The sequence below is a fragment of the Bacillus sp. FSL L8-0654 genome (assembly GCF_038629965.1).
GTDB classification, from domain to species: domain Bacteria; phylum Bacillota; class Bacilli; order Bacillales; family Bacillaceae; genus Bacillus; species Bacillus safensis.
Window position 1 is genome coordinate 162,423 of record NZ_CP152026.1, and the last position, 22,208, is coordinate 184,630.

Consider the following 22,208-nt stretch of genomic DNA (forward strand, 5'->3'; position numbering starts at 1 on the left):
TCCATTTACTGAACTGCATGTTTTGTTCAAACCAACGAACAATACAAAGAAAAAAGGAGTTCAGTCCATGGCAGAAGTGCTTTCATTTTATCAACTGAAAACAAAACGAGATGTCACGCTTGAAAAGAAGCTTTTGCGTACATTGTCTCTTCAACAAGTAACGGCTGCTTCCGAGAAATTCACAAAGAAGCTGTTTCCATTTGCAGATGATCCAGCGGGTATTATGAGTGATGGCTGCATCGATTTCGCCATTGAAGCTTTCTTAGCTGGCGGGAGATACGGTGAGTCGAGTAAATACGGCGAATCATTCGACGATATCAAAAAGCGGTCCTTCCAGGAGGAAGCTGAGCTGATTGAAGAGCTGGCAGGATGCTTGCAATCGTGGGGGAATATGTTCCGTATGGAGCGGAAAATGTCATGTTTATATCCATTTGCAAAGGATTTTTTAAGCATGTGGTGGCAGGAAGGCTTTCGTGAATCAGAAAAAAGACACAAGCTTCGGCTGCACTAAGCATATTTCCAGTCCTTGTCCCATATCTATAAAATAATGGTGTATGGGAGGGACAGGGATGAAAAGAAAGCTGAAGTGGACAGGGTTTTTAATTGGGTTTATTGTCCTCTTATTCTTATTCAGGTTTCAATTTCTAAATGATGATTCGTGGAAATCGTGGAATTTGCCTCTAAGCGGGAAGATCATCTATTTAGATCCGGGGCACGGCGGTCCAGATGGAGGGGCTGTAGGAGGAGAACTGCTTGAGAAAGAGATTGCACTGGATGTATCCATGAAGATACGTGACTATTTGCAGGAGCAGGGAGCGCTTGTTCTCATGACCCGAGAGGATGATTCTGATTTATCATCAAAGAATACAAGGGGATATGCCAGAAAGAAAGCGGAGGATTTAAGGAACCGCGTCAAAGTCATCAATGAATCTGAAGCGGATCTCTATTTAAGCATTCATTTAAATGCGATACCATCAAACAAATGGAGCGGGGCTCAGACGTTTTTTTACGGAAAGTATGAAGAAAATGAAAAGGCAGCGAAGTTCATTCAAGATGAATTGCGCAGGAATCTTGAAAACACAGATCGAAAGGCGAAGCGGATTAATGGCATTTATTTAATGCAAAATGTCACAAAGCCAGGAGCTCTTGTGGAAATTGGATTTCTCTCCAACCCGAAAGAGGCTGGCCAGCTGGCAACACCTAAATATCAGGATCAAATTGCTGCCTCTATTTATAAAGGGATTTTAAGATATTTAACAGAGCAAAAAGAGCCGCCTGAATAAGGGGCTTTTTCCTTTTGATCGCAGGCAAACAGGACAGACATTGTAAGGATATGTATGATATACTTGGATTGTAAACGAATTCAATAAAGGGTGAGGTTCTGCTATGATCGGACAAGATGATGTGAGAAAACTAGTTGGGAAGATGGACGAACCTTTCCTTCATATACCGCTTGGTGAGCTGGATGCCATCAAGGAAATCAGCCTAAAGCCTGAGAAAGAGCATGTGAGCCTAAAGGTGGCCATTGCCAAAACAGGCACTGCTGAGCAGATGAAGCTGCAGCAAGACATCGTACAAGCCTTGAAAACAGCAGGCGTTAACACAGTAGGACTTCGTTTTGAGGAACTGCCTCAGGAAACACTTGAAAAGTTTATGCCATCACAAGATGAGGAAGAAACCCTGCTTAACTCTAAAAATCCGCCTGAGTTCTTAGCGATTGCGAGTGGAAAGGGCGGCGTTGGTAAATCGACTGTTTCTGTTAACCTTGCTGTAGCGCTGGCTCGTCTAGGGAAAAAAGTCGGGCTGATTGATGCTGATATTTATGGCTTTAGTGTACCGGATATGATGGGAATCACTGTCAGACCAACAGTTAAAGGGGAAAAAATTATTCCTGTGGAGCGCTTTGGTGTCAAAGTGATTTCAATGGGCTTTTTTGTTGAAGAAAATGCACCGGTTATTTGGAGAGGACCGATGCTTGGAAAAATGTTAAATAACTTCTTCCACGAAGTTGAGTGGGGAGAATTAGATTACTTACTATTAGACCTTCCGCCTGGAACGGGAGATGTAGCGCTTGATATTCATACAATGCTGCCTAGCTGTAAAGAAATTATTGTCACTACACCGCATCCAACGGCTGCCTTCGTTGCAGCAAGAGCAGGCGCAATGGCACTGCAAACAGATCATGAGGTGCTCGGGGTCGTTGAGAATATGAGCTATTATGAAAGCAAAAAAACAGGTGAAAAGGAATACGTCTTTGGAAAAGGCGGCGGGGACAAGCTGGCTGAAGAGCTGCGTGTATCAGTCCTTGGCCAAATTCCTTTAAGACAGCCTGATTGGAATGAGGATGATTTTGCGCCTTCTGTCTATGATGCAAGTCATCCGACAGGAGAAGTGTATCAACACATTGCGAATAAAGTCATTGAACAATTAGCAGTGAAAGCATAATGAAAGCCCGAGTGGATGAATGCCACTCGGGTGATGTTTAACTAATCGCTTCCTTGCGATCCGGAATCACTGCTGCTTTCAGATGCTGCCTTTTTGAGCTCATCTTCGAATTTCTTCTTATAAAGAGGGCTGCTTAATGTTTCCGTAATGACTTTTTCTAAGTGTTTTCTAAACTCTTTGCTTTTTACCAGTTCACCGTATTTCTTTTCCATCTCAGGATCCTTGAGAATATCCATCATCAGCTGTTGATAGTCAGGATCCTTCATTAGCTGTTTTAACATTCTTTCATGCTGTTGCTGCATGGATTTTGCGAAAGTCTCGGCAAATTTAGAATCCTCAAAGACCTTCTTCCAGAACTCTTTGCCTTTATCAGAAGTCAGTGTTTTCTCTATCGTTTTTTTCACAGTTTGTTCATCCATTACCAAAGCTTCATTCATTGCCTCGTCATTTAATAACTGTTGAATGGCCTTTTTACCGTCATCTGTCTTTAATATATCGACGACCATTTTTTTTGTTTCGTCATAGTCCATATTAGATGAGGATTGGGTTTTGGGAGCACAAGCTGTTAGAGATAAAAGAAGAAAACAGCTCATTATACGCAAGATGCCTTTTGACATACTGTGGCTCCTTTCGTTACATGTCTTACTTTTAATATGAATGTTTCACGTAAATTTATACATAACAAAAATAGGGGTTGGATCAATTCAATGAAAAGTCGGGATTTAGTTCGTTTTTTCTTCTCTGTGCTAGCTGTTGGAGCGGTCATTACAAGCGTGGTAGGCTTTGCGCTGGAGTGGGGGAAATATCAGAAGCTTTTTATATCGTTTGAAATTCTAGAGATCGCATCTGTATTGTTTTGGTTCATTGGTGTAGGGATGATCTTTAGTGTCATTAGCCAGATGGGGTTTGTTGTCTTCTTGACGGTGCACCGGTTTGCGTTAGAGATTTTCCGGTCACATTCTTTATGGAATACCATTCAGCTGTTTCTTGTGATTTTTGTGCTGTTTGATTTAGCTTACTTGCGATTTTTGTTTTTCGGGGAGAATGATTCATTTCTTCCATACTTGTGGCTGCCTGTTTTTATCGGTGTGTTTGCATTGATCGTGGCTTATTTTAAACAGCAGCAGTCCTCTAAGAAAACATTTGTTTCTGCAATGTTTCTCATGGTCGTCATCACGTCGTTAGAATGGTTCCCGGCGCTCAGAGTCAATGAAGAGGACTGGCTGTATTTAATGCTGTTCCCGCTATTAGGCTGTAATGCGTTTCAGCTTTTAGCGATGCCGCGGTTTTCAAAAGCGAAAGCTACTTAACTTCTGATGACTTTGTTTTCGTGTTGGAGATCAGTTCGCCAACTGTCACATTTTTTAAATGCTTTTCTTTTATTTGTTTCAAAATAGCTGGTAAGGCTTGAGCGGTTTGGGTTGCTGAATCTGAGGCGTGAAGGAGAACAATGTCTCCGCTTTTCATTCGATCATTTACATTTTGAACAATTTGGTCGACACCCGGATTCAGCCAATCCTGTGAATTGATGCTGTAATGAACAACGGTATAACCGTACTGTGTGGCAATTTTCAGTGCTGTTTCGTTAAACTGTCCAGTTGGCGGTCTTAATAGTTGAATGTCATCTAGTCCAAGCTTTTGAAATGTATTTTGTGCACGGACAAGATCTTGCTTGATTTCACTATCTTCAAGCTGGCTATAATTTTTATAAGCATAGCCGAGGCTTCCAATTTGATGGCCGTCCTCCCTAATTTGTTTCACGATATCAGGATGACGCTCAGCCCAAGAAGCAGACAGAAAGAAAGTGGCGTTCTTTATACCGTACTCTCGAAGGACATTTAAAATAGGAACAGCCTTCTCATCCCCCCAGCCAATATTAAAAGTGAGAGAGACATGTTTTGATGAAGTCTCTCCTTTATAAATGGCTCGGGGTCCATGTTCAGTTTTAAATACCGACAGCGGCGGTGCCTTTTGTACATAAAAAAAGGTTGCAGCTGCAAGGGCTGCTACAAGAATAATGACAACTTGCTTCAGCCGTTTAATAGGCAACACATATAATCGACTCAATTCAAACACTCCTGCCTTGTCCAAGATTGTTACTTGATTGTATGCAGGACAAGGGTTTAAGATGCTTAATAAAACTATTTCAAAAAAAGTTTCGAAAAGGCGTTGACCAATAGAATGTTTTCGTGATATATTATTAATCGTCGCTGACACACAGTGACAAACACAAAACGCTTCGGGAAATAAACTTGAAAAAAGTTGTTGACATAATATGAAGCGAAATGTTATATTATTAAAGCCGCTAAGAACGGCGGAGATGATCTTTGAAAACTAAACAAGACAAAACGTACCTGTTAATTCGAGTTTTTATAAAAAAATCCTATGAAACTTCATAGGTAGTCAGTCAAACTGGCGAAAAGCAAAACTTCGGTTTTGTACTTTTTCGGAGAGTTTGATCCTGGCTCAGGACGAACGCTGGCGGCGTGCCTAATACATGCAAGTCGAGCGGACAGAAGGGAGCTTGCTCCCGGATGTTAGCGGCGGACGGGTGAGTAACACGTGGGTAACCTGCCTGTAAGACTGGGATAACTCCGGGAAACCGGAGCTAATACCGGATAGTTCCTTGAACCGCATGGTTCAAGGATGAAAGACGGTTTCGGCTGTCACTTACAGATGGACCCGCGGCGCATTAGCTAGTTGGTGGGGTAATGGCTCACCAAGGCGACGATGCGTAGCCGACCTGAGAGGGTGATCGGCCACACTGGGACTGAGACACGGCCCAGACTCCTACGGGAGGCAGCAGTAGGGAATCTTCCGCAATGGACGAAAGTCTGACGGAGCAACGCCGCGTGAGTGATGAAGGTTTTCGGATCGTAAAGCTCTGTTGTTAGGGAAGAACAAGTGCGAGAGTAACTGCTCGCACCTTGACGGTACCTAACCAGAAAGCCACGGCTAACTACGTGCCAGCAGCCGCGGTAATACGTAGGTGGCAAGCGTTGTCCGGAATTATTGGGCGTAAAGGGCTCGCAGGCGGTTTCTTAAGTCTGATGTGAAAGCCCCCGGCTCAACCGGGGAGGGTCATTGGAAACTGGGAAACTTGAGTGCAGAAGAGGAGAGTGGAATTCCACGTGTAGCGGTGAAATGCGTAGAGATGTGGAGGAACACCAGTGGCGAAGGCGACTCTCTGGTCTGTAACTGACGCTGAGGAGCGAAAGCGTGGGGAGCGAACAGGATTAGATACCCTGGTAGTCCACGCCGTAAACGATGAGTGCTAAGTGTTAGGGGGTTTCCGCCCCTTAGTGCTGCAGCTAACGCATTAAGCACTCCGCCTGGGGAGTACGGTCGCAAGACTGAAACTCAAAGGAATTGACGGGGGCCCGCACAAGCGGTGGAGCATGTGGTTTAATTCGAAGCAACGCGAAGAACCTTACCAGGTCTTGACATCCTCTGACAACCCTAGAGATAGGGCTTTCCCTTCGGGGACAGAGTGACAGGTGGTGCATGGTTGTCGTCAGCTCGTGTCGTGAGATGTTGGGTTAAGTCCCGCAACGAGCGCAACCCTTGATCTTAGTTGCCAGCATTCAGTTGGGCACTCTAAGGTGACTGCCGGTGACAAACCGGAGGAAGGTGGGGATGACGTCAAATCATCATGCCCCTTATGACCTGGGCTACACACGTGCTACAATGGACAGAACAAAGGGCTGCAAGACCGCAAGGTTTAGCCAATCCCATAAATCTGTTCTCAGTTCGGATCGCAGTCTGCAACTCGACTGCGTGAAGCTGGAATCGCTAGTAATCGCGGATCAGCATGCCGCGGTGAATACGTTCCCGGGCCTTGTACACACCGCCCGTCACACCACGAGAGTTTGCAACACCCGAAGTCGGTGAGGTAACCTTTATGGAGCCAGCCGCCGAAGGTGGGGCAGATGATTGGGGTGAAGTCGTAACAAGGTAGCCGTATCGGAAGGTGCGGCTGGATCACCTCCTTTCTAAGGATATATGGAGCAGCGTGCGTTTTCGTCTTGTTTAGTTTTGAAGGATCATTCCTTCAAAACATGTCTCTAGCGAGACAGGATTGTTCTTTGAAAACTAGATAACAATAAGTAATACATTCACATTGAATGCAATGCAAAGTTCATCACACATAGTGATTCTTTCTAAAGTAAGAAATGGTTAAGTTAGAAAGGGCGCACGGTGGATGCCTTGGCACTAGGAGCCGATGAAGGACGGGACGAACACCGATATGCTTCGGGGAGCTGTAAGCAAGCTTTGATCCGGAGATTTCCGAATGGGGAAACCCACTGCTCGTAATGGAGTAGTATCCATACTTGAATACATAGAGTATGAGAAGGCATACCCGGGGAACTGAAACATCTAAGTACCCGGAGGAAGAGAAAGCAAATGCGATTCCCTGAGTAGCGGCGAGCGAAACGGGAACAGCCCAAACCAAGAGGCTTGCCTCTTGGGGTTGTAGGACACTCTATACGGAGTTACAAAGGAACGATATAAGCGAAGAGGTCTGGAAAGGCCCGCCAAAGAAGGTAACAGCCCTGTAACTGAAATGTTGTTCTCTCCAGAGTGGATCCTGAGTACGGCGGAACACGTGAAATTCCGTCGGAATCCGGGAGGACCATCTCCCAAGGCTAAATACTCCCTAGTGACCGATAGTGAACCAGTACCGTGAGGGAAAGGTGAAAAGCACCCCGGAAGGGGAGTGAAATAGATCCTGAAACCGTGTGCCTACAAGTAGTCAGAGCCCGTTAACGGGTGATGGCGTGCCTTTTGTAGAATGAACCGGCGAGTTACGATCCCGTGCAAGGTTAAGCAGAAGATGCGGAGCCGCAGCGAAAGCGAGTCTGAATAGGGCGCATGAGTACGTGGTCGTAGACCCGAAACCAGGTGATCTACCCATGTCCAGGGTGAAGTTCAGGTAACACTGAATGGAGGCCCGAACCCACGCACGTTGAAAAGTGCGGGGATGAGGTGTGGGTAGGGGTGAAATGCCAATCGAACCTGGAGATAGCTGGTTCTCTCCGAAATAGCTTTAGGGCTAGCCTCAAGGTAAGAGTCTCGGAGGTAGAGCACTGATTGGACTAGGGGCCCCTACCGGGTTACCGAATTCAGTCAAACTCCGAATGCCGATGACTTATCCTTGGGAGTCAGACTGCGAGTGATAAGATCCGTAGTCGAAAGGGAAACAGCCCAGACCGCCAGCTAAGGTCCCAAAGTATACGTTAAGTGGAAAAGGATGTGGAGTTGCTTAGACAACCAGGATGTTGGCTTAGAAGCAGCCACCATTTAAAGAGTGCGTAATAGCTCACTGGTCGAGTGACTCTGCGCCGAAAATGTACCGGGGCTAAACGTATCACCGAAGCTGCGGACTGTTCTTACGAACAGTGGTAGGAGAGCGTTCTAAGGGCTGTGAAGCCAGACCGGAAGGACTGGTGGAGCGCTTAGAAGTGAGAATGCCGGTATGAGTAGCGAAAGACGGGTGAGAATCCCGTCCACCGAATGCCTAAGGTTTCCTGAGGAAGGCTCGTCCGCTCAGGGTTAGTCGGGACCTAAGCCGAGGCCGAAAGGCGTAGGCGATGGACAACAGGTTGATATTCCTGTACCACCTCCTCACCATTTGAGCAATGGGGGGACGCAGGAGGATAGGGTAAGCGCGGTATTGGATATCCGCGTCCAAGCAGTTAGGCTGGGAAATAGGCAAATCCGTTTCCCGTAAAGGCTGAGCTGTGATGGCGAGCGAAATTTAGTAGCGAAGTTCCTGATTCCACACTGCCAAGAAAAGCCTCTAGCGAGGTGAGAGGTGCCCGTACCGCAAACCGACACAGGTAGGCGAGGAGAGAATCCTAAGGTGATCGAGAGAACTCTCGTTAAGGAACTCGGCAAAATGACCCCGTAACTTCGGGAGAAGGGGTGCTTCTTAGGGTGTTAAAGCCCCGAGAAGCCGCAGTGAATAGGCCCAGGCGACTGTTTAGCAAAAACACAGGTCTCTGCGAAGCCGTAAGGCGAAGTATAGGGGCTGACGCCTGCCCGGTGCTGGAAGGTTAAGAGGAGCGCTTAGCGTAAGCGAAGGTGCGAATTGAAGCCCCAGTAAACGGCGGCCGTAACTATAACGGTCCTAAGGTAGCGAAATTCCTTGTCGGGTAAGTTCCGACCCGCACGAAAGGCGCAACGATCTGGGCACTGTCTCAACGAGAGACTCGGTGAAATTATAGTACCTGTGAAGATGCAGGTTACCCGCGACAGGACGGAAAGACCCCGTGGAGCTTTACTGCAGCCTGATATTGAATGTTGGTACAGCTTGTACAGGATAGGTAGGAGCCTTGGAAACCGGAGCGCTAGCTTCGGTGGAGGCATCGGTGGGATACTACCCTGGCTGTATTGACCTTCTAACCCGCTGCCCTTATCGGGCAGGGAGACAGTGTCAGGTGGGCAGTTTGACTGGGGCGGTCGCCTCCTAAAATGTAACGGAGGCGCCCAAAGGTTCCCTCAGAATGGTTGGAAATCATTCGCAGAGTGTAAAGGCACAAGGGAGCTTGACTGCGAGACCTACAAGTCGAGCAGGGACGAAAGTCGGGCTTAGTGATCCGGTGGTTCCGCATGGAAGGGCCATCGCTCAACGGATAAAAGCTACCCCGGGGATAACAGGCTTATCTCCCCCAAGAGTCCACATCGACGGGGAGGTTTGGCACCTCGATGTCGGCTCATCGCATCCTGGGGCTGTAGTCGGTCCCAAGGGTTGGGCTGTTCGCCCATTAAAGCGGTACGCGAGCTGGGTTCAGAACGTCGTGAGACAGTTCGGTCCCTATCCGTCGCGGGCGCAGGAAATTTGAGAGGAGCTGTCCTTAGTACGAGAGGACCGGGATGGACGCACCGCTGGTGTACCAGTTGTTCTGCCAAGGGCATCGCTGGGTAGCTATGTGCGGACGGGATAAGTGCTGAAAGCATCTAAGCATGAAGCCCCCCTCAAGATGAGATTTCCCATTCCGCAAGGAAGTAAGATCCCTGAAAGATGATCAGGTTGATAGGTCTGAGGTGGAAGCGTGGTGACACGTGGAGCTGACAGATACTAATAGATCGAGGACTTAACCTATATTCTAATGTGAAGTTTGAACATTGTTATCTAGTTTTGAGAGAACATTCTCTCCATCAGGTTTGGTGGCGATAGCGAAGAGGTCACACCCGTTCCCATACCGAACACGGAAGTTAAGCTCTTCAGCGCCGATGGTAGTTGGGGGTTTCCCCCTGTGAGAGTAGGACGCCGCCAAGCTTTTTGTTTATATCCTTCCAATGGAAGAAGTTACTTTATCATTCCGCAGTAGCTCAGTGGTAGAGCTATCGGCTGTTAACCGATCGGTCGTAGGTTCGAGTCCTACCTGCGGAGCCATGCTTCCATAGCTCAGTAGGTAGAGCACTTCCATGGTAAGGAAGAGGTCAGCGGTTCGAGCCCGCTTGGAAGCTTTCCTCTATATGTTGATATGACAAGGTTTCTCGATGATGAGAAGGCTTTTTTTGTTTGTTTACATATATATTGAACTGCTCGATGATCAATAGACTGATGACTTTAGGAAAGCGAATAAAACGGCTTGCACAGCATTGTTGCATCGCTTTTTTACTTATCTCCTTCTTTTTGTTCTTGATTCTTCAGTCTCTTTCTTTTATTCTTACTAAAGTGATATCCTCTATATCAAAAGACTCTGTACGTTCCTCTTTTCCCCCGAAAGTGAAGTATCGTTTGTTTTTCCTTTCTTCATCTCCAGGTATAGTTGATCTTCTTTTTCCATGTACGGAATGTATATAAAAAGGAGTAGATGGTTTGAAAGATTTATTTGTAAAGCAAGAATGGTTTGGACATGTACGTCAGGACGTTCTTGCGGGTATATTAGTCGCGCTGGCTTTAATTCCTGAAGCCATTGCGTTTTCGATTATTGCGGGCGTTGATCCGAAAGTCGGGTTGTATGCATCGTTTTGTATTGCGATTGTGATTTCGTTTGTTGGTGGACGCCCAGGCATGATTTCGGCTGCAACAGGGGCTATGGCTCTCGTCATGGTTCACTTGGTTGCTGATCATGGGTTGCAATATTTGTTTGCAGCTACGATTTTGACGGGTTTGATTCAAATTGTGTTCGGATTGTGCCGAGTATCTCGTTTGATGAAATTTATTCCGAGGTCCGTCATGGTTGGCTTTGTCAATGCGTTGGCTATTATGATCTTCATGGCTCAGCTTCCACATTTCGTTGGGGAATCATTAGCCATGTATATGATGACAGGTGGTGCCCTGCTGATCATTTATTTATTGCCTAAGGTGATAAAGGTGATACCTTCCCCACTCATTGCCATTATTGTAATGACATTATTGGCTGTATTTGGACATATTGATGTTAGAACTGTTGGAGATATGGGAGAGCTTCCAAGTTCTTTGCCTGTTTTTCTGATTCCTCAAGTTCCGTTTAGTTGGGAAACACTTGCTATCATTTTTCCTTATTCTTTAGCACTTGCGATGGTTGGTTTACTTGAGTCTCTTTTAACCGCACAGATTGTCGATGATATGACAGAGACGTCTAGTAATAAGAACAAGGAAGCGAGAGGTCAAGGGATTGCTAATGTGGTTGCAGGATTCTTTGGTGGTATGGCTGGCTGCGCGATGATTGGTCAATCTGTGATTAATACGAAGGCAGGTGGACGAGGCCGGCTTTCTACCTTTGTAGCGGGTGCTTTTTTAATGGTGCTGATTTTTGTACTAGGTGATGTTGTGGTTCAAATTCCGATGGCTGCTCTAGTGGCTGTGATGTTCATGGTTTCCATTGGCACATTTGATTGGAGTTCTTTTCAGCAGCTAAAAAAGAATCCGAAAACAGATTCTATTGTGATGGTTGTCACGGTCGTGACGGTGGTGTTGACTCATGATTTATCAAAAGGCGTTTTTGCAGGTGTACTGCTTAGTGCGGTATTCTTTGTCGCAAAGATATCGAAGCTTCATATTACGTCTAAAGAAAGCCAGACAGGTACTTGGGAATATCGAGTTAAAGGACAAATCTTCTTTGCTTCTGTCACTGACTTGATCCAAGCTTTCCATCAGGGGAAAGAACTCCAATCTGTTGTGATTGATTTGTCTGAAGCACGTATATGGGATGAATCAGGTGTATCAGCGATAGAACGTATAAAGGAAAGGTATCAAGCAAATGGCGTCCAGGTGGACGTAGTTGGAATGGATACATCAAGTCAAAAGCTTATGAAACAGGTGAGTGGTTCTTAAAAAGGCCTTTCTGTCTGTTACAATAGAAAAGGCAAGAAAGTGAAGGGATGGAGGTGGCCGGCATGCTTGTGCGTTTGAATCAAGTACTCGGCCGGATGATGCCGCTCATTACACCTTTTAGTGTGTTACTCGGTGTTTTATTGGCGGCCTATTTAAAGGATTTTACGTTTTTAGTGCCATGGGTATTTGCTGTTATGACCTTTGCAGGGAGTTTGTCTTCTACTTTTTCGGCTTTAAAGCATACAGTGATGCACCCATTGCCTTTGATTTTATCGTTTATGATTTTGCACGTGTTGATGCCTCTTTATGCTTGGTCAGCGGGACATCTCATATTTGCGGGTGATGCTATGACGATCACCGGTTTGACACTTGCAATGGTGATTCCCACAGGAGTTTCTAGTTTAATATGGGCGGCAATGTATAAGGGGAATGTTGGGTTAACGTTATCCATTATTTTAATTGATACATTGCTTTCGCCATTGATAGTGCCAGCCAGTTTGTCACTTTTGGCCGGTACACAGGTTCATATGGACATGGTCGCGATCATGAAAGGGCTGTTTGGGATGGTGGTGCTTCCATCTATTTTAGGGATGCTCGTTCGTCAATATGCAAAGCCTGCTGTGACAAAAATGATTAGTCAGACACTGTCACCTTTTTCAAAAATAGGCTTGTTTGTAGTGGTGTCGATTAACAGTTCTGTTGTTGCGCCATACTTGCGTGAACTGGATGCCGCATTTTTTAGCAAGGCAGCGACTGTGTTTCTCATTGCGATGAGCGGATATGCGTTTGCATGGTTGATTGGAAAGACGATGAAATGTACTCAAGGAGAGATTGTGGCCATCGTGTATACGGGCGGTATGAGAAACATTAGTGCGGGGGCTGTGCTTGCCATTAGCTTTTTCCCGCCTGCTGTCGCTGTTCCTGTGGTGATTGGCATGCTGTTTCAGCAAGTGCTTGCTGCCTTGTTTGGTTTCTTACTCAATCGTTTTGAGCTGAAAGCACCTGCTGTGACCAAATCTTTCTCATGAAAAAACCTCCATCCTTTGATAGATGGAAGTTTTTTTGTGATCTTAATAGATGAGATATTTTTTTCGTTTCTTTTCGAATGTTTTGAGGTCGTGATGATAGCGTTTCATCATATGTTTGACGGAAGTTCCTTTATTGATTTCTTCTTTCATCCAGCCATTCCCGATGAGTTTATCAAAGCTGCCTGTTTGAAGGAACTCAAAGTCATTAGGGTATAAATCATGTATTGCTTTGATAATGGATAACCCCGTTTTCACCGCTTCGAAGGATGAGCGGTCTGTGACGTATAACTGCACACCATGAGATAGTGTACCGGCATGTTTAGAAAATGTGGGGGTGAATGACACAGGTCTAAATTGAACGCCTTTTAGTTTTAGCTTATTTAAATGATCTGCCAGCTCGCTGCTATTGATATATGGTGCACCAATGAGCTCGAATGGTTTTGTCGTTCCTCTGCCTTCAGAGACATTTGTGCCTTCAATTAATCCTGTGGCAGGATATACAAAGGTACTATCCACTGTTGGCATGTTAGGAGAAGGAAGGACGAACGGCAGCTTTGTATCATCGAATGTCATGGACCGCTTCCAATTTTTCATTTTGATGACTGTTACATCAGCATTGATATGAAACTCTTTGTTAAACAGTTTTGCAAGCTCACCAGCAGTCATTCCATGTCTTAATGGGATGGGATAGAGCCCTACAAATGAGGCGTGTTCAGGCTCTAAAACAGGTCCTTCTACTTTTAGTCCGCCAATGGGATTTGGGCGGTCTAGGACAACAAAGGGAATGTTGTTTTCTTTAGCGGCTTCCATCGCATAGGCCATCGTGTAAATATAGGTGTAATAACGAGTACCAACGTCTTGAATATCAAACAGCAGGACATCTACATTTTTCAGCATTTCAGGAGTTGGTTTTCTTGTTTTTCCATAAAGAGAGTAAACAGGAAGCCCTGTTTTTTCGTCGGTATAGGATTCGACGCCTTCTCCTGCTTGTGCATCGCCGCGTACGCCGTGTTCAGGTCCATATAAAGCAGTGAGCTTGATATTTGGATGTTCAAATAGGAGATCGACACTGCTTTTCATATTTGCATCGATGCCAGTCGGGTTTGTAATGAGACCAACTCTTTTTCCTTTTAGCCATGAAAGATTGCTTGAGAGTAGTGTTTCGATCCCTGTTTTGACTGATGCTTTTTTCCCTTTTGTGACTATTCGTTCTTCTGCGGGAGAGGCAGCGGTCAATGTGCTCATCATGAGAAAGCTTGCGAGTATGAAACTGACTGTTTTCTTCAAGAGAATCCCTCCTATTTGATCTGTTTCCCTTTCAAGTTGAGGCCATAGCCGAATGGGTAAAGGGTTTGATTTGGATGAGTGACAGATGGGATATCAACTGGCAGTTTCCCTTTAGGTGATGCAGCTCCAAATATCACTTCTAGTCCAGCAGGAATATTTGGCTGATTGAATTGTCCGTTTGAGTAGCCTTTAAAACCGTACACAGCTAGTAAGGCATCGGCTTCTTCAAAATTTGCCGCATCATAAGGATTTCTAAGACTCATGATGACCATTTTTTTGTTTTGTGCTGCTGCTTCTTTCATGACAGCACGAGGAAAGGCGGTTGCCCATTTTTTCGGATCCTGGACATTGTCATCAATTACGCCATCATTCACAGCTGGATCATTTTGGACAACGTAAGAGCCAGTGATGACATAGTCAGCTTCTTGAATCAGTTTGGCTGTATCTTTGGTGAACGTTTTATCCGCAAAAGCATATGACTGGATGCTTACAGGCTTGATCTTTTTTTGTTTCATGAGAGATTCGACTGTGACAGACATTGCTTTTGTCTGATCTTCATAAGGTGCCATGACCACGATTTTGTCATTCTTTTTAGGCTTGAAAGGTAAGGTCTTTTTGTTGTTTTTAAGCAGGGTGATTCCTTCACATGCCATTTTTTGTTCTGCTTTAAGGTGCAACTTTTTCCCGACGACTTGAGTGGCTTTTTTGATTTTTTTCTCAAGACTGATTGGTTTTTTGGAGGAAATAATGCCGCGTTTGATTTTCAATTGAAGAATTTTTTCGACAGATTCGTTAATCTGAGATATCGGAATCTCTTTCTTTAAAATCGCTTGTTTGACAGCATTGAATACATTCTCTAGGTTTTTCTCTGTTTTTAATGAGGTGACTGGTGCTGGCATGAGAGCGATATCGACACCTGCTTTAATGGCCATCACTACGGCTTCTTCCTGTCCGAAATTATCTGCAATCGCTTTCATGTTTAGAGCGTCTGTCACAACAACACCGTGAAAGCCCATCTCTTCTTTTAATAAGTTTGTGATGACTTTTTTTGATAAGGTTGCTGGAACCATGATGTCCTCGCCATCTTTTTTGCTTCGATACGTTGTGTCATCAATGGCAGGAAATTGCACATGAGCGGTCATGACCATATCTGCACCAGCATTGATCGCTTGTTGGAACGGATACAGCTCAACCCTTTTTAAACGATCTAGGTCATGCTCTACGAGCGGCAAGCCGTAGTGACTATCGACGGCTGTATCACCATGTCCCGGGAAATGTTTTAGTGTGGAAATGGTCTTTTCCTTTTGAAGTCCTTTCATGGTTTGAAGGCCAAGTCTAGAGACAAGAGCAGGATCAGAGCTAAAGGAACGGACACCAATGACGGGGTTGTTTGGGTTATTATTCACATCAAGCACAGGAGAGAAGTTTGTATTGATGCCTAAGGCGTTTAATTCTTTTCCGATGATTTTTCCTGTGTCATATGCATTTTTTTTGCTTCTAGAGGCACCAATCGACATATTTCCTGGGAAATGTGTTCCCTTTTGTAACCTTGTGACGATTCCGCCTTCTTGATCAATGGAAATGAGTAAAGGAATGTTTGGTGATGCTTTTTGAAATTCATGGGTGAGTTTCACGGTTTGTTCTGTATCAACGACATTTTCGGCAAATAAGATGACACCGCCTAGATGATATTTTTCTACAAGATGAGATACTTCGTTATTCATCTTTGTGAAGCCTGTAGGTGCGGATTCATCTTTTGTTTGCCAATTGCGAAAGTCCGGCATGAGCATTTGACCTATCTTTTCATCCAGTGACATGTCTTGAACCATTTGTTTAGCGGTTGGCAGAGAGGCAGAGCTAACCTTTTCCGTTGGAATGGAAGAGGTTAGCAGGGCTAAAACCAGTGCAGCGGGGAAGAGAGCTTTCAACATCGAATTCCTCCTTTTACTGAAAAGATTCGTAGATTGCGGTCATGATGCTTCCATAAGTACCAGTTGGGAACAGGTCGCCTTCAAATTGATTAGGATTTGTTTCTGGTGAAACAACGGGTGAATGTTTCTTATTCGTCAGCAACACGACACCTAAATTGTGTTTAGGATCAATCAACGTCATTGTGCCGGTCCAGCCAGTATGCCCATAGGCTTCGTTACTTGCATATTTTCCAAACATCCATTCCATGTCAGTATGACCGTTTTTTCGCCAGCCTAGCCCGTAAGTTGGGTTCGTATCAGATGAGGCTGTAAAGAGATCGATAGAAGCCTGATCAAAAATGGTTGTTTTTCCATAGCCTCCTTTATTAAGCATCAGCTGAAGCAGCACGGCCATATCTGAGGTGTTCGAGAAAAGTCCAGCGTGGCCGGAGATACCTGCCATTGAGTAATATGCTTTCTCGTCGTGTACTTCACCTAGCAGGGTGTACCGTCGGATGTTTTCAAAATCGATGACACCGTCTCGTGAATTGCCTAAACGTTCAGTTGCTGCAAAATGCTTCGGCTTGAACCCTTTTTGCAGCGGATTGAACATGGTATGTTTGAGACCTAGCGGCCGATAAATTGTTGACTCGACATATTGATCAAGAGGCATGCCTGTTTTCTTTTCGATGATCATGCCTAGCAGCATGTAATCAATGTCACTATAAATGTGCTGGGTACCTGGCTTGTATTGCAGCGGTACCTTTGGCAGCCATTTCATCGTTGTTTTTCTGTCTTGAGAATAAAAAGTGCCAGCTGATTCTTTGCTATAAAATAAGACACTGGAAGGGAGACCCGCAGAATGGGTGAGAAGATCTTTTACCCGAAGCTGGTCTTTACCGGTTACCTTTGCATCAGGTTCATCCTGAAAATCTGGAAGGATGGTCTGTACTTTTTCGTTGACATCAAGTTTTTTCTCGTAGACAAGCTTTTGCAGGGCATAGTTGGTCGCATACATTTTTGTATTGGATGCCAAATCGAATAGTGTATCTTTTTTCATTTTTTTATACGATTTGAGTTCTGTTGTGCCATCATATTTTTGCCGGTAGCCATAGGCTTTTTGATGGACGATCTTTCCGTCCTTGATAATGATGAGAGCGGCTCCTGGAAATCCTGCTTTGATGTCATTTTGAATCATTTGATCAACCTTCCTCAGCTGCCTGGAAGAAAAACCCACTTGTTCCGGTCGTTTTGCTTTTTTTAAGACGGGATATTCTTCAGGTGCTGTTTTAGACAAAGACGATACAGGATGGGAGCTAGTTGCAAATGTTTGTACTGGTAAACCAAGGAGCATGAGCAGACATGTGATCAAAAGAAAACATTTCTTCAAGGTCTAGACCTCCTTATTGATTGTGATCCTCGAATTCAACAGCCATATCATCATGAAACCCAAATAAGTATGTGAAGAAAAATCCAGCAACATATGCGATAAATAGTCCAATTAAGTAAAGAAGCATTTGATGTGTGTGAACAATAAAGGTTAATGGAAGACCGGATACCCCGATGGCTTTCGTCGCAATTTGGAAGTAGGCTTGAAATGCGCCGCCGATTCCTGCACCAAGACAAGCGGTGAGAAATGGTCGTCCCAGCGGGAGTGTGACACCAAAAATGAGTGGTTCGCCAATGCCCAGCATCCCTGAAGGAAGTCCGCCAGCAATGGCTCTTTTGAGCTTTTTCTTTTTTGTTTTCATATAAATGGCGAATGCAGCGCCTACCTGTCCTGCACCGCCCATAGCGAGAATTGGCAGAAGCGGGTCATCTCCAATTGAATTGATGAGTTCCATATGAATGGGTGTCAGCCCTTGGTGAAGTCCTGTTACAACAAGTGGGAGGAAGGTAGCACCAAGAACAAATCCTGCGAAAATTCCGCCCATATTCAATAGATAAGTCAGTCCTGAGGTGATGGCATCAGATATAAATCCGCCGACTGGCATGAAGACAACGTACGTGAAAATGCCTGTAATGAGTAGTGTGATGGTTGGTGTGACGATGATATCAAGTGATTGCGGGATGAAGCGTCTAATTCGGGTTTCCACAAGTGCCATAAAGATGGCGGCTAGAAGAACACCGATGAGTCCGCCTCTGCCTGGTAGAATATTTGTGCCAAATAACATAATGTCTGCGGAGGCTGGGTTAATAATGAGGATACCAGCTAATGCGCCTAATGCAGGAGAGCCTCCAAATTCCTTTGCGGCATTTGTTCCGACTAATATCCCGAGATAAGCGAAAAGTCCAGAACCGATAACCGTTAAAATAATCGCAGCTTGAGATTTTTCGTCAAGCCAGCCTGCTTGCACGATTGCTTTTGTTATCCCGGTAATCAGACCTGAGGCAACTAGTGCCGGAATAATTGGAATGAAAATGCTGGCAATCCGCCGTAAGAACAGCTTGAATGGTGTGCGGTTCTTTTGTGAAATGGCTTGCTTGTTTTTTTGTGCTTCGTTGTTTAAATCATAAGAGCCAGAGGCATTTAGCAGCTCTTCAAACGCACTTGATACTTGGTTGACAACGCCAGTGCCTAAAATGATTTGAAGCGTTTCTGCTTCGACGACGCCAATGACGCCATCGAGTTCTTTGATTGCTGTGACGTGAACTTTTTCATTGTCCAACGGTGTAATTCGGAGCCTTGTCATACAATGTGTATGGGAAGAGATATTTTCAGAACCACCACAGAGTGAAAGAATGTCTTTCGCCAACTGCTGATATTTCTTTTGATGACTCATGTTGAATCCCCCTTTGATTTTCGTTTCATGGAGCGGATGGCATGCCTTGTTTTGTCAATATATTGGGCTGTCTCTTCATATTGACGAGAAGCTAAACTGAGGAACAAGACATCAATTAAGTAGAGCTGTGCCATTCTAGAGGAAGTGGCAGCACTGCGAAAAGGTGCTTCATTGGAACCGGACGTCGATAGGTGAACATCACATAAAGCAGAAACGCTTGTATGACCTGGATGTGTTAAAGCAATGGTTTTCACTTGATTGTCTTTTGCGAGCTGAAGGGCTTGAATGATGTCTAACGTTTCTCCTGAAAAGGAGATCCCAAACACAATGTCATTCTCACCCGCATTTGCAATGACCGTAGATGCAATGTGCATGTCAGTGAAGGCTGTCGCTGCATAGTTAATTCTGAGAAATTTCTGCTGGGCATCAGCTGCGACGATGCCAGATGCACCAACACCGATAAAATGAATTTGGTTTGCATGCAGCAGTAATTGAACAGCCTTTTCTAAAGCATCTGCATTTAAAATAGAAGCGGTGTCCTTAATCGATTGAATCGAGTTTCCTGCTGTTTTTTGAATAATGGATTGAAGCGGTTCATCTTGTTCGATATCTCTGTAGCCTTGTTTATCGTCATGTATCAAGTCTCCAGCGATCCGCATTTTTAAATCTTGATAGCCATCCAGCCCGAGAGATTTACAAAGGCGGATGACTGCAGAGCTGCTTGCGCCGGCTGCCTGACTAATTTCATGTACTGTGCTTTTAATGACTTTGTCAGGATGGGCAAGGATATAGTCTGCAATGATTTTTTCAGATTGGGGAAGCTTTGATTTGATTGTGTGTAGTAGGGTAAGTCCACCTGCTGACATGAGCTCTGCCTCCTTTAGGATTGATAACGTGAGATCGCTTTGTCAATATGGCCATTCGTTTTGTTGAGTAAATCTTTGGCTGTTTTCTTATCTGTATTTGTTTGGAGCATGACGATGGCCGTTTTGACTTCTAAGTCTGCTGCTTCAAGAGTCTTCACGGCTTGTTCGTAGGAAGCATTTGTCACATGTTGAATGATGGTGATGGCGCGTTCTTTTAATTTATGATTGCTGACTTTTACATCAACCATCAAGTTTTCATATACTTTGCCTTGTCTGATCATGACTGAGGTGGAAAGCATATTTAAAATCATTTTATGAGCGGATGCTGCTTTCATTCTTGTTGACCCAGTGATGGCTTCTGGTCCTACAATAACCTCAATGGCGCAATCTGCAAGCTCGCTAATTTCTGCTTGTTCATTGCAGCTGAGTGCTACTGTTTTAGCTCCAATTGACTTTGCGTAGTTTAAAGCGCCGATGATATAAGGTGTCCTGCCGCTTGCGGCAATACCGACGACTGTATCTTTTGATGTCAGGTGGATGTGTACTAAATCCTGTTTGCCGGCATCTTCACTGTCTTCCACATCTTCGGCAGCTTGAGAAAAGGCTGAGTTCCCGCCTGCCATAATGCCTATAATCACATCAGGTGAGACGCTATAGGTTGGCGGACATTCGACAGCATCCATTACGCCAATTCTGCCGCTTGTTCCGGCGCCTAAATAAACGAGTCGGCCTCCATTTGAGATGGATTCATAAGCAAAGTCACTTGCTGTTTTGACATGTGGAAGTACAAGGTTGACTGCTTGAGCGACCTTCATATCTTCTTCATTGATCATCTGGAGTATTTCAAGCGGATCTGCTTGAGAAATTCCCATTGTGTTTGGGTTTCTTGATTCTGTTGTCAAAGAACGCAGTTGAGATGGCTGCATGTGACATACCTCCTTATTTCTTCATTTTCAGTATATTGAGTATGATATGAAATTTCAATATTATATTTGAATATTGAAATTATATTTCAGTCAAATTGTTGAACGAATAGGGAGTAAATAGTTAGAAAATAAAAAAAATAAAAATCCCCTTTACAAAAGGGGGACAACCTGTATATAATAACTTTTGTCAGCTTCACGGAAACAACAAACTTGACAAACTGGCCCGTTGGTCAAGCGGTTAAGACACCGCCCTTTCACGGCGGTAACACGGGTTCGAATCCCGTACGGGTCACCATGATGTGGAGGATTAGCTCAGCTGGGAGAGCATCTGCCTTACAAGCAGAGGGTCGGCGGTTCGAGCCCGTCATCCTCCACCATATGCCGGTGTAGCTCAACTGGTAGAGCAACTGACTTGTAATCAGTAGGTTGGGGGTTCAAGTCCTCTTGCCGGCACTGTTTTTTCTTTATCAATTCCATATGTGGAGGGGTAGCGAAGTGGCTAAACGCGGCGGACTGTAAATCCGCTCCCTCCGGGTTCGGCGGTTCGAATCCGTCCCCCTCCACCATTTTTGGGCTATAGCCAAGCGGTAAGGCAACGGACTTTGACTCCGTCATGCGTTGGTTCGAATCCAGCTAGCCCAGTTAAGACACCTTTTTGAAAAAGGTGTCTTTTTTTATGTTGGCAGAGGGACTGTATAACTATTCAAAATGTTGTCGAGTTGAGTCAGAAGGCATCAAGAAAGTAAAATATAAGCATGAACGGAAAGGGGATGTACATATGGGAGAGCAAAAGAAGGTCACGATTATTGGAGTTCCAATGGACTTGGGTCAAACGAGAAGGGGCGTCGATATGGGGCCGAGTGCGATTCGTTGTGCAGGCGTAAAAGAAAAATTGGAAACGCTCTCATTTGATGTAGAGGATCTTGGAGATATTCCAGTTGAACAAAGAGATGATGAGAAAGGTTTATATACAAGTGAAAAGCTGAAAAATTTGACGGAGAATGCTGGGGCAAATCAGCTGCTTGCTGAGAAGGTTGACAGTATTGTGCAATCTGGTTCGTTTCCGCTCATTTTAGGCGGTGATCACAGCATTGCGATTGGCACACTTGCTGGGGTAGCCAAGCATTATGAAAACTTAGGGGTCATTTGGTATGATGCACACGGGGATTTGAATACGGAGGAAACCTCTCCTTCTGGAAATATTCATGGCATGCCGCTTGCTGTCAGTCTCGGTTTTGGGCATGCTGATTTAACGAACATTGGCGGTTATTCGCCTAAATTGAAGCCTGAAAATGTCGTTATAATTGGTGCTCGATCTTTAGATGAAGGAGAGCGGGCATTGATTCGAGAGAAAGGCATTAAAGTGTATACGATGCATGAAATTGATCGTTTAGGGATGACAAGGGTGATGGAGGAAGCGATTGCGTATCTAAAGGAGAGAACAGATGGTGTCCATCTGTCGCTTGATTTAGATGGATTAGATCCAGCGGAATGCCCTGGTGTAGGTACTCCGGTAGCAGGGGGCATTAGTTACCGGGAGAGTCATCTCGCAATGGAGCTTTTAGAGGAGGCGGGTATTTTAACGTCTGCTGAATTTGTTGAAGTAAATCCGGTTTTAGATGAGAAAAACAAAACTGCTGAAGCGGCAGTTGCGTTAATTGGTTCATTAATGGGTGAAAAGCTATTGTAGAGCGG

The 22,208-nt window shown here is 44.8% G+C and carries 15 protein-coding genes, 7 tRNA genes and 3 rRNA genes; 17 read left to right on the top strand and 8 right to left on the bottom strand.

Annotation, left to right across the window (positions count from 1 at the left end; genetic code table 11):
* Positions 1–67: 67 nt before the first annotated feature.
* The 3 genes from MHH65_RS00945 (at position 68) to MHH65_RS00955 (ending at position 2,445) form a co-directional block, all read left to right on the top strand.
* Positions 68–511 carry a DUF2521 family protein gene (locus MHH65_RS00945; protein WP_034283869.1) on the top strand — a complete coding sequence of 148 codons (444 nt, stop codon included), beginning with the start codon at positions 68–70 and terminating at the stop codon, positions 509–511.
* Positions 512–569: 58 nt separating this feature from the next.
* A complete protein-coding gene (gene cwlD / locus MHH65_RS00950) occupies positions 570–1,283 on the top strand; it encodes an N-acetylmuramoyl-L-alanine amidase CwlD (RefSeq protein WP_034283867.1) in 714 nt (237 codons plus the stop codon).
* A gap of 103 nt (positions 1,284–1,386) precedes the next feature.
* Positions 1,387–2,445 (top strand): Mrp/NBP35 family ATP-binding protein, encoded by a 1,059-nt coding sequence (locus tag MHH65_RS00955; protein WP_098677673.1) that lies wholly within the window; start codon positions 1,387–1,389, stop codon positions 2,443–2,445.
* A gap of 41 nt (positions 2,446–2,486) precedes the next feature.
* On the opposite strand, the gene gerD is transcribed toward MHH65_RS00955, so the two are convergent.
* Positions 2,487–3,062, bottom strand: a complete 576-nt coding sequence (gene gerD / locus MHH65_RS00960) for a spore germination lipoprotein GerD (protein ID WP_098677672.1) — start codon at positions 3,060–3,062, stop codon at positions 2,487–2,489.
* Positions 3,063–3,152: 90 nt separating this feature from the next.
* Here gerD and MHH65_RS00965 point away from each other — a divergent pair, with 90 nt between their 5' ends.
* Positions 3,153–3,755 (top strand): KinB-signaling pathway activation protein, encoded by a 603-nt coding sequence (locus tag MHH65_RS00965; RefSeq protein WP_034283864.1) that lies wholly within the window; start codon positions 3,153–3,155, stop codon positions 3,753–3,755.
* Here MHH65_RS00965 and pdaB read toward each other — a convergent pair.
* Positions 3,748–4,512: a polysaccharide deacetylase family sporulation protein PdaB gene (gene pdaB / locus MHH65_RS00970; protein ID WP_024425619.1), complete on the bottom strand. Its 765-nt coding sequence runs from the start codon at positions 4,510–4,512 to the stop codon at positions 3,748–3,750. The two genes, MHH65_RS00965 and pdaB, sit on opposite strands and share 8 nt — an antisense overlap.
* Positions 4,513–4,888: 376 nt before the next feature.
* Here pdaB and MHH65_RS00975 point away from each other — a divergent pair.
* The 7 genes from MHH65_RS00975 (at position 4,889) to MHH65_RS01005 (ending at position 12,741) form a co-directional block, all read left to right on the top strand.
* Positions 4,889–6,437: ribosomal RNA gene (locus MHH65_RS00975) — 16S ribosomal RNA — on the top strand.
* Between the two features lie 182 nt (positions 6,438–6,619).
* Positions 6,620–9,550: ribosomal RNA gene (locus tag MHH65_RS00980) — 23S ribosomal RNA — on the top strand.
* Between the two features lie 61 nt (positions 9,551–9,611).
* Positions 9,612–9,727, top strand: a 5S ribosomal RNA gene (gene rrf / locus MHH65_RS00985).
* Together the 16S, 23S and 5S rRNA genes with 2 tRNA genes alongside form the textbook arrangement of a ribosomal RNA operon.
* Before the next feature lie 42 nt (positions 9,728–9,769).
* Positions 9,770–9,844: transfer RNA gene (locus MHH65_RS00990), tRNA-Asn, on the top strand.
* A gap of 1 nt (position 9,845) precedes the next feature.
* Positions 9,846–9,918 (top strand) — tRNA-Thr (locus MHH65_RS00995).
* 355 nt (positions 9,919–10,273) lie between these two features.
* Positions 10,274–11,713: a SulP family inorganic anion transporter gene (locus MHH65_RS01000; protein WP_065215429.1), complete on the top strand. Its 1,440-nt coding sequence runs from the start codon at positions 10,274–10,276 to the stop codon at positions 11,711–11,713.
* Positions 11,714–11,775: 62 nt separating this feature from the next.
* On the top strand, positions 11,776–12,741 hold the full coding sequence (locus tag MHH65_RS01005) for a bile acid:sodium symporter family protein (RefSeq protein WP_034283929.1): 966 nt from the start codon (positions 11,776–11,778) through the stop codon (positions 12,739–12,741).
* A gap of 42 nt (positions 12,742–12,783) precedes the next feature.
* Here MHH65_RS01005 and MHH65_RS01010 read toward each other — a convergent pair whose 3' ends face one another.
* The 6 genes from MHH65_RS01010 to murQ are packed head-to-tail and all read right to left on the bottom strand — an operon-like array spanning position 12,784 to position 20,513.
* The gene (locus tag MHH65_RS01010; protein WP_098677726.1) at positions 12,784–14,028 is read right to left on the bottom strand and encodes a DUF1343 domain-containing protein; all 1,245 of its coding nucleotides are present in this window, start codon (positions 14,026–14,028) and stop codon (positions 12,784–12,786) included.
* Between the two features lie 11 nt (positions 14,029–14,039).
* Positions 14,040–15,959 (bottom strand): glycoside hydrolase family 3 protein, encoded by a 1,920-nt coding sequence (locus MHH65_RS01015; RefSeq protein WP_268414606.1) that lies wholly within the window; start codon positions 15,957–15,959, stop codon positions 14,040–14,042.
* A gap of 13 nt (positions 15,960–15,972) precedes the next feature.
* Positions 15,973–17,328, bottom strand: coding sequence for a penicillin binding protein PBP4B (gene pbp4b / locus MHH65_RS01020; protein WP_024427489.1), 1,356 nt, complete (start codon positions 17,326–17,328; stop codon positions 15,973–15,975).
* 13 nt (positions 17,329–17,341) lie between these two features.
* Entirely contained in the window at positions 17,342–18,721 is a 1,380-nt protein-coding gene (locus MHH65_RS01025; RefSeq protein WP_024427488.1) for a PTS transporter subunit EIIC, read from the bottom strand.
* The gene (locus tag MHH65_RS01030; protein ID WP_024427487.1) at positions 18,718–19,587 is read right to left on the bottom strand and encodes a MurR/RpiR family transcriptional regulator; all 870 of its coding nucleotides are present in this window, start codon (positions 19,585–19,587) and stop codon (positions 18,718–18,720) included. The genes MHH65_RS01025 and MHH65_RS01030 overlap by 4 nt, the downstream gene beginning before the upstream one ends.
* Before the next feature lie 14 nt (positions 19,588–19,601).
* On the bottom strand, positions 19,602–20,513 hold the full coding sequence (gene murQ, locus MHH65_RS01035) for an N-acetylmuramic acid 6-phosphate etherase (protein ID WP_024427486.1): 912 nt from the start codon (positions 20,511–20,513) through the stop codon (positions 19,602–19,604).
* 220 nt (positions 20,514–20,733) lie between these two features.
* On the opposite strand from murQ, the gene MHH65_RS01040 reads away from it, so the two are divergent.
* The 6 genes from MHH65_RS01040 (at position 20,734) to rocF (ending at position 22,203) form a co-directional block, all read left to right on the top strand.
* Positions 20,734–20,808: transfer RNA gene (locus MHH65_RS01040), tRNA-Glu, on the top strand.
* Between the two features lie 6 nt (positions 20,809–20,814).
* Positions 20,815–20,890 (top strand) — tRNA-Val (locus MHH65_RS01045).
* 3 nt (positions 20,891–20,893) lie between these two features.
* Positions 20,894–20,966: transfer RNA gene (locus MHH65_RS01050), tRNA-Thr, on the top strand.
* A 28-nt stretch (positions 20,967–20,994) separates the two neighbouring features.
* Positions 20,995–21,079 (top strand) — tRNA-Tyr (locus MHH65_RS01055).
* A 4-nt stretch (positions 21,080–21,083) separates the two neighbouring features.
* Positions 21,084–21,155 (top strand) — tRNA-Gln (locus MHH65_RS01060).
* A gap of 136 nt (positions 21,156–21,291) precedes the next feature.
* The gene (gene rocF / locus MHH65_RS01065; RefSeq protein WP_024424450.1) at positions 21,292–22,203 is read left to right on the top strand and encodes an arginase; all 912 of its coding nucleotides are present in this window, start codon (positions 21,292–21,294) and stop codon (positions 22,201–22,203) included.
* The last annotated feature ends 5 nt before the right edge of the window (positions 22,204–22,208 follow it).

What these genes read in the sequence shown, in the direction of transcription:
- MHH65_RS00945 (WP_034283869.1), top strand. Translation starts at nt 68, where the DNA reads ATGGCAGAAGTGCTTTCATTTTATCAACTGAAAACAAAACGAGATGTC.
- cwlD (WP_034283867.1), top strand. Translation starts at nt 570, where the DNA reads ATGAAAAGAAAGCTGAAGTGGACAGGGTTTTTAATTGGGTTTATTGTC.
- MHH65_RS00955 (WP_098677673.1), top strand. Translation starts at nt 1,387, where the DNA reads ATGATCGGACAAGATGATGTGAGAAAACTAGTTGGGAAGATGGACGAA.
- gerD (WP_098677672.1), bottom strand. Translation starts at nt 3,062, where the DNA reads ATGTCAAAAGGCATCTTGCGTATAATGAGCTGTTTTCTTCTTTTATCT.
- MHH65_RS00965 (WP_034283864.1), top strand. Translation starts at nt 3,153, where the DNA reads ATGAAAAGTCGGGATTTAGTTCGTTTTTTCTTCTCTGTGCTAGCTGTT.
- MHH65_RS01005 (WP_034283929.1), top strand. Translation starts at nt 11,776, where the DNA reads ATGCTTGTGCGTTTGAATCAAGTACTCGGCCGGATGATGCCGCTCATT.
- MHH65_RS01015 (WP_268414606.1), bottom strand. Translation starts at nt 15,959, where the DNA reads ATGTTGAAAGCTCTCTTCCCCGCTGCACTGGTTTTAGCCCTGCTAACC.
- MHH65_RS01025 (WP_024427488.1), bottom strand. Translation starts at nt 18,721, where the DNA reads ATGAGTCATCAAAAGAAATATCAGCAGTTGGCGAAAGACATTCTTTCA.
- MHH65_RS01030 (WP_024427487.1), bottom strand. Translation starts at nt 19,587, where the DNA reads ATGTCAGCAGGTGGACTTACCCTACTACACACAATCAAATCAAAGCTT.
- murQ (WP_024427486.1), bottom strand. Translation starts at nt 20,513, where the DNA reads ATGCAGCCATCTCAACTGCGTTCTTTGACAACAGAATCAAGAAACCCA.
- rocF (WP_024424450.1), top strand. Translation starts at nt 21,292, where the DNA reads ATGGGAGAGCAAAAGAAGGTCACGATTATTGGAGTTCCAATGGACTTG.